The organism is Arsukibacterium sp., assembly GCF_033722355.1.
Lineage (GTDB): Bacteria > Pseudomonadota > Gammaproteobacteria > Enterobacterales > Alteromonadaceae > Alishewanella.
Window position 1 is genome coordinate 1 of the sequence record NZ_JAWVZF010000095.1, and the last position, 10,216, is coordinate 10,216.

At 50.7% G+C, this 10,216-nt stretch carries 10 protein-coding genes; 1 reads left to right on the top strand and 9 read right to left on the bottom strand.

Annotation, left to right across the window (positions count from 1 at the left end; translation table 11 throughout):
* Nucleotides 1–14: 14 nt before the first annotated feature.
* Nucleotides 15–1,310 carry a hemolysin family protein gene (locus R3177_RS09635; protein WP_318970826.1) on the bottom strand — a complete coding sequence of 432 codons (1,296 nt, stop codon included), beginning with the start codon at nucleotides 1,308–1,310 and terminating at the stop codon, nucleotides 15–17.
* A 196-nt stretch (nucleotides 1,311–1,506) separates the two neighbouring features.
* Between R3177_RS09635 and R3177_RS09640 the strand changes: the two genes are divergently transcribed.
* Complete coding sequence (locus R3177_RS09640; protein WP_318970827.1) at nucleotides 1,507–3,603, top strand: GGDEF domain-containing protein; 2,097 nt, start codon at nucleotides 1,507–1,509, stop codon at nucleotides 3,601–3,603.
* A gap of 8 nt (nucleotides 3,604–3,611) precedes the next feature.
* On the opposite strand, the gene R3177_RS09645 is transcribed toward R3177_RS09640, so the two are convergent.
* From R3177_RS09645 to R3177_RS09680, 8 genes are all read right to left on the bottom strand, one after another.
* Entirely contained in the window at nucleotides 3,612–5,150 is a 1,539-nt protein-coding gene (locus tag R3177_RS09645) for a complex I subunit 5 family protein (RefSeq protein ID WP_318970828.1), read from the bottom strand.
* Nucleotides 5,143–6,651 carry a complex I subunit 5 family protein gene (locus R3177_RS09650; RefSeq protein ID WP_318970829.1) on the bottom strand — a complete coding sequence of 503 codons (1,509 nt, stop codon included), beginning with the start codon at nucleotides 6,649–6,651 and terminating at the stop codon, nucleotides 5,143–5,145. Before R3177_RS09650 ends, R3177_RS09645 begins: the two co-directional genes overlap by 8 nt.
* Nucleotides 6,648–8,066 (bottom strand): complex I subunit 5 family protein, encoded by a 1,419-nt coding sequence (locus R3177_RS09655; protein ID WP_318970830.1) that lies wholly within the window; start codon nucleotides 8,064–8,066, stop codon nucleotides 6,648–6,650. The genes R3177_RS09650 and R3177_RS09655 overlap by 4 nt, the downstream gene beginning before the upstream one ends.
* Entirely contained in the window at nucleotides 8,066–8,398 is a 333-nt protein-coding gene (locus R3177_RS09660) for an NADH-quinone oxidoreductase subunit K (protein WP_318970831.1), read from the bottom strand. The genes R3177_RS09655 and R3177_RS09660 overlap by 1 nt, the downstream gene beginning before the upstream one ends.
* The gene (locus tag R3177_RS09665) at nucleotides 8,391–9,350 is read right to left on the bottom strand and encodes a Na(+)/H(+) antiporter subunit B (RefSeq protein WP_318970832.1); all 960 of its coding nucleotides are present in this window, start codon (nucleotides 9,348–9,350) and stop codon (nucleotides 8,391–8,393) included. Before R3177_RS09665 ends, R3177_RS09660 begins: the two co-directional genes overlap by 8 nt.
* Complete coding sequence (locus R3177_RS09670; protein ID WP_318970833.1) at nucleotides 9,347–9,655, bottom strand: monovalent cation/H(+) antiporter subunit G; 309 nt, start codon at nucleotides 9,653–9,655, stop codon at nucleotides 9,347–9,349. Before R3177_RS09670 ends, R3177_RS09665 begins: the two co-directional genes overlap by 4 nt.
* 54 nt (nucleotides 9,656–9,709) lie before the next feature.
* A complete protein-coding gene (locus tag R3177_RS09675; RefSeq protein WP_318970834.1) occupies nucleotides 9,710–9,958 on the bottom strand; it encodes a monovalent cation/H+ antiporter complex subunit F in 249 nt (82 codons plus the stop codon).
* Nucleotides 9,955–10,216 (bottom strand): Na+/H+ antiporter subunit E (locus R3177_RS09680; protein ID WP_318970835.1); only part of this gene is annotated, 262 nt, incomplete at its 5' end. The genes R3177_RS09680 and R3177_RS09675, both read right to left, overlap by 4 nt.

Sequence of the window (10,216 nt, forward strand, 5' to 3'; positions counted from 1 at the left end):
AAGCTGGCCTGATGTCAGAGCTCCAGATTATCTATCCGGGTAACCAGCAACTGGTCAATTTTGTAGCTGTCGATATCGACTACTTCAAATTTATAGCCGCCGTGCAGCACGAAATCAGTCCGCTTTGGGATCTTGCGCAGGGTAAACATCATAAAACCGGCAATAGTTTCATAGTTTTCCGGGTTGGGGAAACTGTCGATATCCAGTACCCGCATCACATCGGCCAGCGGCGTCAGGCCCTCGACCAGCCACGAATTAGCATCGCGTTTTACAATCTGCTCCTCCTCTGAACTGACCAGCTCGCCCATCACGATACTCATCACATCCTTTAACGTAATAATACCGACCACCAAAGCGTATTCGTTCATAATTATCGCAAAGTCCACGCCGGTAGATTTAAAGTGCTCCAGCACTTCATACAGCGACAAAGTATCAGGAATAATCAGCGGTGAGCGCACTATCCCCTCTTTTTTCAGCGAAATAGGCTGATCGTGCAATACCTGCATTAAAATATCCCGGGTATCAACATAGCCTGCGACCCTGTCCAGCACCTCATCACAGACAATAAACTTGGCATGCGGGTGCTCGGCAATTTTGGCTTTGATATTGTCCTGCGATTCATTATTAGTAAAAAAAATTAAACTCTCCCGCGCGGTCATCGCCGAGGTTACCGTGCGGGACTCCATATCAAATACGTTCTCCAGTAGCTGATGCTCATGCTGCTGCAATACCCCGGCCTGGGCGCCGGCATCCATCATTGCCATAATATCGTCAGGCGTAATGTCGTCTTTGCGCATCGTTGGCACATTAAACAAACTGAAAAATAAATTGGCCAGGCCGTTAAATAACCAGACAAAAGGTTTCAGCAGCAAAATAAGCAGTGACATAGGCCGGACAATTCTCACTGCAATTTTCTCAGGGGCGATCATTGCCAGCCGCTTGGGCATTAAATCGGCAAATAAGATAAACAATGAAGTAACAAAAAATACCGATAAGCCAAACGCCGCGGCCGGTGCCCAGCTGGCGTCAACAAAGACCGTCAGTACAGATAAAAAGTAAGGGGTAAAGGCTGACTCACCTAAAATACCACCCAGAATAGCAACGGCATTTAAGCCAATTTGTACCACAGTGAAAAAATTTCCGGGCTGTTCCTGCAGCAGCAACACTTTTTCTGCACTGATATCACCCTGGGTTGCCATCAGCCGTAAGCGCATTTTGCGCGATGCGGCCAGGGCAATTTCGGACACTGAAAAAAATGAACTGGCGGCCACCAGCAGTAACATAACAAACAGATATTCAACGGTACTCATAACGCTTCCAGAAACTTACGGCAGATTATGTTGCCGGGTGAAACAGCACGGTTGTTAGTATAGCTTTAATCAGCTGCTAAAAACGCTAAGCAACTGAAAATATTCGGTCGTAACCTAAGATTGCAGCATATTAGTAGCTGTAATTGTCTGTAAAATACGCTATCTTCTGATCAGTAGTAATGATTGGATCCACTGCATGCATGTTATTTCAGCTTTAGTTAGCTTGTTGTTTAGCCGCCTGACAGGTGTGATCCTGCTATTACTGGCTTTAAGCTTAAATTCTGTCTCTGCTCAGCAGCAAGCTGATGAGGCGCAACTCGAACAGCAACTTGATCAATATATTCTGCTGGCTCTGAATGATTACCAGGCGTCCGAGGTATTTTTAGAGGATTTATACCAGCGCTATCATGTTAATCCCACCACTGATATTGCACTTGCCAGTAAAGTGCGGCTGCTATCCTATCAGGCAAGCTTATTGCTGGCTCAGCAACAACAACTGCAGGCCGATGCCGTGCTTGCTGAACTGCTGGGCTTAATAGCTGAAACAGAAGACCCGAATATACTGAGCGAAATATACGCCACCGAAATGGAGTTTATGTTCTCTCAGCAGGCATTATCCGCTGCCATCCTCAAAGCTGACCGGCTTGATTTAATGCTGGCTGAAGCGGATGTCCCGCGGATCCGTTACTACGCGCACAATCTGCTAGGCCGGCTGTTTCAGGCCGATAGTCAGTATGAACGGGCCTTACAGCATTATACCAAGGCGCTGGATGCGGTTATCGAGACCGATAATCAACTGACGTTACGCCGTCGCTCCTTTCTGAATTATATGATTGCCCAGGTCTATGCTGATTTAAAAAAGTGGCCTGAAGCCAAAGCCCTGACGGAAGAGCTGATAGCAGATGCCAAAAAATATCAGTTTCAGCAATTTTTACCTGAACTGTATTTAATGCTCGGCTTTATTGTCGCGGAGCAAAAAGATTTAGAGGCCGCTATCGCCATTAATCAACTGGGTTTAGCTGCGGCAAAACAGCATAATCAGCCGGCATTAGTACTGACGTTTCAGAATAATCTTGGTTCTATTTATATGTCCCAGGAAAAATATCCGGCAGCAAAACAGATTTTACTGACGGCCGCTGAGCAGGCTGAGACGCTTAATGATGAATACAGCAAAAAACTGATTGGTTTTAACCTGGCTTATATTGAGGTTATGGAAGGCAAGCATGACAGTGGCCTGGCCAAAATGTTAAATGCACTTGAGTATTTTAAGAAAAACGATACTAAAGCAGGCTACGAATCAACCCTGGAATGGCTGGCTAAAGCCTATGGGGCAGTCGGCAAGTATCAGTTGCAGGCGCAGACATTACAGCAGCAACTGGAGCTCAGGGCTGAGATATTAACGGCAGAGCGGGAAAAAAGTATCAGCGACTTGCAAAACCGTTACGATACCAAAGCGAAGTCTCAGCTGATTACTATTTTAGAGCAGGAAAACAACTTAAAAGCGCAGCTGTTGGAAAATCGTAAACTGCAGCAGCAGCTTACCGGCTTGTTTGCCCTGGTATTAGTGTTTGCTGCCATTTTGCTATTCCAGCTTTACCGCAAAGTGCGCCAGTCAAACCGCAAGTTACGCGAGGCCAATAAACAGCTGGAGTTTCAGTCGCTGCGTGACCCGTTAACCGGTTTATTTAACCGCCGCGCGCTGCAGGAACATATGCAGCGGCGCACTAAGTTCAACCGCCGCCAAAGCGATATCAGTGCTTCAGCCAATGGCTTTTTACTGTTAGACGTTGATTTTTTTAAAAAAATTAATGATACCTATGGTCATGCGGCCGGTGATGCAGTGCTGAAGCAACTCAGTGCCCGCCTGACCAGTGTATGTCGTGAGGGCGATCTGTTAATTCGCTGGGGCGGCGAAGAGTTTTTGTTATATCTGGATGACATTGCCCCAGAGCAAGTGAGCGGATTCTGTAAACGGATCCTTCAGGTTATTGCCAGCGAACCGGTGCAGTATGAAGACAAAATCATTCCGGTTAGTGTCAGCGGCGGCTTTATTCATTTACCTTTCTCTGGCATTGATGAAAACGACCTTAACTGGGAGCGGGTGTTGCAGATTGCTGATATGGCGCTGTATTTAAGTAAAGTAAATGGCCGTAATCAGGTGTATGCGATAACCGGCCTGCGCACAGAGTTTGCGTTGGCGCGCCAGGCACTGACTGATGATTTACAGGGCGCTATCCGCCAGAATATGGTCGATTATATCTCGATTAAAGGCCCTGCTCTGCCCTCGTCGTGATCCGCTAACTACCAAAGCAGATTCGCCAGCAGCAGCAACATAAGCAGCAGTAGCGCACTGGGGCCCATCACTCCGCCAGGGCTGAAGCGGTAAACAAGGCGCTCAACGTTACGCCAGTTGAACCGGTAACGCACCGCCTGCCATTGGCGCTGCGGCTGGTACATTCGTTTCAGTTTTAACGACCATAATATGACGATGCTCGGTCTATCGTAATACCTCGAACTTAGTTGCCAGCGAGACTGCCAGCGCACCGCCGTAAACACTAGTAATGCAAGCAGTAGCGGCCAGCATAAGGCATAGAGTGCTTTCAGATTCAGGGTTTTCTCAGTTAACAATGCCAGCGGCTGCCAGTGCCAGGGCAGCCAGACTAATACCAGCAGCGCAATGAAAATGCAGCCCCCCTGCCAGTATAACTGCCAATCTGCTGCAGTGTGCTGCTGATGGCTTCGCCACTGTTGGCGCAGCGCGGCCGCTAAATGAAAAAACAGAATGGCGGTTGCCACTGCACCAACAGACAGCAGCATCACCAGCAGATCTGCGTTAAGCCAGCCTGGCAGTGGCACAGTGCCAAGCAGATTTTTTAAACCGGTTTTTATTGCTGCGCCGCCGCTAAAAGGTAAAGCCATCAACGCCAGGGCGGGTAGCCAGAACAACAGTTGCCAGGCAGCGGGCAATTTGTGGCGGGCATTTAAACCGGCGTATAAGAACAACGCACCTTTGGCAAATGCATGATGTGAGGCATACGCCATTAGTACCGGAATAACCAGCGCGGCACTGTCAGTCCAGCAAAGCGCGACCAGCACCAGAATATATCCCACCTGGCTGACCGACGAATAGGCCAGAATAATTTTTGGCTGCTGATATAACAAACTGGCAGCAACGCCAAAAAAAGCAGAGCAAAAACCGATGGTTATCATATAAGGTACCCAGTACTGCAACAGCGGATCGCCTGCCGGTAAAAACACCACTAAGCCCAGCACTCCCGCTTTGATCATAGCGCCGGACAGCACTGCGCTGGCCGGGGCCGGGGCGGCAGGATGCGCCTGCGGCAACCAGATATGCAGTGGCCAGAACCCCGCTTTCAGGCCCAGTCCGCTGATAATCAGCAAAATGGTCAGATGATCCAGCGGGATCTGCTGCCAGCTTTGCCAGTCATACTGGCCGTCGGCGGCACTGGCCCGCAGGATCAGGCCGGCCAGCAGTAAAAACTCACCGACTATGGCTAATTGCAGATACAACCGGCCTGCCCGGCGCGCGGTTTTGTGGCCGCTGTGTACCACCAGACCATAAGCTGACAAACTCATCAAACTAAAACCAATATAAAAGCTGACAGCATCGAGCGCGGCAATCAGCAGCAGATTACCAGCGAAGCTCAGGCTGAAAAACAACCAGTAGCGTGCTTTGTGCGCGGTGTTTGCCATAAAGCTGACACTGAACGCCGCGGCAATCAGCCATAAACTTAAGCTGAAGTTCCACCACAGCTGCTGAAGCTCTGTTACCAGGCCTAAGCCTGCGCCGGGCCAGAGCCAGGTGGATAAATCAATCATACCTGAACTCCCGTCCAACAATCAGTTCTGCCCAACTTAACGGGCTGACTCCGGTACTGGCAAATAACCCCATCAATATAATCAGCAAGGCGGTAAACAACATCGGCAGCAGTAATGTCCAGTGAGTTTCAAATCTCTTCGATAAACACCGCTCTGCCGGCCAGCGCGTGGTTTGACGGACAAACCACAACCGATACAGAATTGGCAGAAAATAGGCCGCATTTAACAATCCGGAGAAGATAAATATCAGCAGCATCATCGGATGATCTGTTTCAACGGCCCCGACGCCCAAATACCATTTACTGATAAAGCCCGCCGTGGGCGGAATACCTATCATCCCGAGCGCACCGAGCGTAAAAGCCAATGATGTCAAGGGCATACGTCGCCCGGCACCATTTAATTGATGAATTTTGTGTACCCCGAGCGTCTCAGCGAAATTGCCGGCACAGAAAAATAGCGTGATCTTCATAACACCCTGATGCACCAGATGCACCAGACCACCGACCGCAGCTATCGGCCCCAGCATCGCTACGCCAGCAGTGATATAAGAAACCTGGCTGATAGTAGAGTATGCCAGCCGGCGCTTTATATCCTGCTGTGCCAGTGCCCGCCAGGATCCATATAAGATAGTGATGGCAGCTAACACCATTAACGGTTCCGCCAGTTGCAACTGCCGCATACTGTCGCTGCCATATACATCATAGACCAAGCGGATAATGCCAAAGGCACCGGCTTTTACCACCGCCACTGCATGCAGCAAGGCACTGACCGGAGCCGGCGCCACCATGGCCTGGGGTAACCAGCCATGCAGCGGCAATAAGGCCGCTTTAACCCCAAAACCGGCGATCATCAGGCAAAAGGTGATGGTCAGTAACCAGCGCTGTTCAGTAATGATGCCATCAATATAACCGCCAGGCGCAAATAACGGGCTTTGTAACTGAGAATGCAAAAGCGCGACACCGATAAAAATCAGCAAACCACCGCTGACGGTATAGATCAGATAGCGTCGGCCGGCGCTGAGCGCTTCCGCGGTGCCCCGGTGCACCACAAGGGGAAAGGTTGCCAGCGTCAGCAACTCGTAAAACAGCAAAAAAGTGACCAGATTACCGGCCAGTGCCAAACCGACTGTCGCACTGACGCATAAACTGAAATAACCAAAAAAGCGGGAACGGAGGGGCGAGTTCTCAAGATAACCAATGGCATAAACGGTGGTGGCCAGCCATAACACTGACGACAACACAACAAATAATAACGAGAGTGCATCGCCTTGCAAAACCAGATCTGCACCAGGCAGAAAAGGGATGCTAAAGAAAAAAATCTGGCCTGCTTTTACCGCCTGTAACATCAGAATAACCAGGATCAGTTTAACAACAGCTCCCAGCATATTGAGAGTGATCCGTAGCTTCACCTGGTGCTCTTTTAAGGCAAAAATAATTAAGCCCGGCAATAGTGAGCTCAGAATAATTGCCAGCGGTAAATACTCTAACCAGAACGCGCTCATAAAGCGTCCGCCTGCAACAATAATAACAGCGGTTCGCTAAGAAATGCCATGCCACACACGGCAAGTGCCGGAACCAATGCCAGCCACTGCGGTAACAATTTTGGTGCAAAATCCGGAGCCACCGGCTTTGCCTGATCAAAGGTTAAGACGACCACCCGCATCACATAAGCGGCAGATAATAACGTGACTAACACCAGTGGCAGCATCCAAAGTAACTGGCCCTGATGCTGCCAAATTCCTTGTACCAGTGTCCATTTGCCAAGAAAACCGCCGCTTGGTGGCAGGCCAATTAAGCTGACACCCGACAGCGCAAAAGCAAACATAGCCAGCGGCATCGTCTGACTGGCGCCTTTCAATGCAGTTAAACGCTTGCCCCCCAGGGTTGCACTTATCTCACCGATGGCCAGAAAGCAGGCTGCTTTTGCTAAGGCATGCGACAGCACAAACAACCACAAGGCAGCAAAAAATAACGGATGACTGAACTTAAGTAAAAACCCAAGCGCCAGCAGCGCGTAACCCAATTGTGCCACCGTGGAATAAGCCACCATTGTTTTGGCAAAAGGCGTACGCAGTGCAGACCAGCCGCCGAATACCAGCGCAGCCATGCCGGTAGCGATGAACAACGGTGCCATCGCAGAGGCCTGCTGGACAGCAGCAAGTTTTATCCAGATAAGACAAAGTATATATAACGGACCTTTTACCACCAGTGCCGATAATAAGGCACTCACCGGCGCGGGTGCAGCGCTGTGTGCACCGGGTAACCACAGATGTAACGGCCACAGTGCTGCTTTTAGCATTAAACCGCCACTCATCAGTAACAGCGCGATATAGCTCAGCTGGTTGTCCTGCCACTGGCTGGCCAGCGTTGCGATGTCCAGTATGCCGTGGATGCCATACAGCAATACCACACCAAGCAGGTAACACAAGGATCCTAACAATGACAGCAACAGATAATTAATAGCAGGCTTAATGGCTTTCCCGCCAGCCAGACTGACCAGCGCCACGGCGACCAGACCCAGCAGCTCAAGGCATATATATAGATTAAACAAATCCCGGGATAACCAAAGTGCTATCAGGCCAAACTGTAAAAGATTACTAAGCGGCCAGAAAACGGCCGCTAATTTATCGCGCTTATGCGTAACAAAGGCATACAGGCCAACCAGCAACTGCAGGACAGTTGTTAACAAAATAAGCAATGCTGTCAGAGTACCGGCCTGCCAGACAATACCAAGCCCTGCCGGCCAGCCCGCCAGCAACCATTGCATCGTGCCCTCTTCACTGATCTGCTGCAACAGTTGCAGGGCCAGCACATTGCTGGCAACCGCTATAACCAGGGTCAGAAGTGGTGCTATCGCCGGGCGGATAATCATCAACAGACTGCCCAGCAATGGCAACATCAGCAGCATCACTATCATTATGGCTGCTCCGACGCGTCAGCATGGCGCTTTGCCCGGGCCAGCAAGGCCAGCGCAAACGCAGTGGTGCTGACAGCCACCACCAGTCCGGTTAACACCAGAGCGTGCAAAATCGGGTCGACCAAAATGGTAGCATCAGTCGTAATGGCAGGGTTCGCCCCCCCACGGTATGCCAACACTATCATCAGCATAAAAATACCAGCGCTGATAATATTCAGCGCCAGAATGCGCCGTAGAATTTCAGGACCGGTAATAAAACCATAAACCCCAATGGCGATCAGGCCCGCTGACGTTAAATAGTACAATATACCGGAACCGATTAATTCAGCCATGGGCGCCCTCTTCTGTCCGCTGATGGGTTATCACAGCAGGATGGTTAGCCGGCTCGGCAACAACCAGTAAGGTCAGTGTTATGCCTATCGCAATGCTGGCAAAGGTTTCAATCAGCAGAATAATTGCCCCGGCAACAGCCGGGGGCCAACCTAACCATACCGGCTTGGCCGGGATAACGGGCAGCAGCCAGGCTACTATCGCTACCAAGCTGAAAACCAGCAAGCCGATAACCGTCAGCAGCCTGACCCAGCCATTTTGCCAGTGCAACCAGTTAAGTTGTTTGTTTAATCGCAGCACCACCGCCCCGGCAGCCAGCAGCGCACCAGCCTGAAAGGCCCCGCCGGGCTGGCTGGCGCCGGCCCACAATACATAGCCGGCCAGAAAAATAACGATCGGTGCCAGAAGCTGGCTCCAGCTGCGGCTTAATGCCCAGTTTCCCCGCTGGGTTAGCGGCGGCGTCACTTTTAATGTCCCCAGCAAAGCCGACAACAATACCACCAGCTCCATAAAGGTATCCCAGGAACGAAAATTAAGCAGTACGGCGGTAACCGGATGGCTCACCCCACTATTGTCAAGCTGTGTTGCTACAGCTGCAGGCAGCGGGCCGGACTGAACCTGCAATTGCAATAAGGAAAGCAGCAGCCCTGTTAGCATAATCAGCACAAACAACCCCGGCCAGAAGCGCTGTTGCCTGCTAAGCTTAGGTCCGGCCGCATGTAGCCCTTGCCTGGCGAGCGCTGTAAAGCAAAGCGCGCCGGTCAGACCGGCACCAATTGCCGCCTCTGCCAGGGCTAAGTCCGGGGCTGCAAGTCTGGCCCACGCCAGCGCCATCAATAAACCAAATGCAATATACAGGATTATCGCATCGACCAACTGCCGGCTTAACATGCTGGAGAGCGCTAACATTAACAACAACGCACATAGCATCGCATCGAATAACAGCAAACTCATCCCTGCTTTTCCGCTGCTTTGCAAAAACGGGCCAGTAACTGACACGAGACGGCACCAGAAGCGAGTACCAGCAGCCAGGTAAAGAGCATCAGCACATTCTGCCACCAGTTACAGTAAAACATTAAGCCGGCTATTACCGAACCGAGCCCAAGCGAATCTGCTTTGGTAACAGCATGCAAACGACTGAAACTATCAGGAAATCGCAGCATACCCACGCTACCGGCCACAAAAAAAATCAGGCCTGTTATCAGTAGTAAAGTACTGATAATGCTACCAATCTGCGTTAATTCGATGGTGGGGTTCATACTGCTTCCTTCATATCCTTCTGCCAGCTTCCGACCCGTTGCCGAAACCGTATTTTATTTATTGCTGTTTTTCAGACGCTGTACTAATGCTGCCGGTGCAGCTGCAGCCAGCACGGCCATAACCAATGCTACATCACGCAGCGCGGGCTGCTCCAGGGCATGGGCTAGTACCAGACTCAATGCCACGCCAGTTGTGCCAAATAACTGCACAGCCAGCAGTCTGTCAAGCAACGCGGGGCCCTGAATGACCCGCCAAAGTCCAAGCAGCATAGTGCCAAGCAATGCCACAGCCATGGCCATCATGATCTGACCTCCGCAACATGTTCAAGATAAAGCAGACCAGCCAGTTGCTGTTCCAGCGCCGCTACAGATTTGCGCCAGTCTGTATGCTGATCAAGCACGTGTAACAGTAACTGATTGGTGCGTTGCCGATGATGCTGTACCTGAGCACTGCAGGTGCCCGGTAACAGGCTAATTAAACTTGCCAGCAGCTGCCGGCTGGCTGGCTGCGATAATCTGACGGGATACCACTGCCACTGTGGAGCGATATTAGGTTTAATG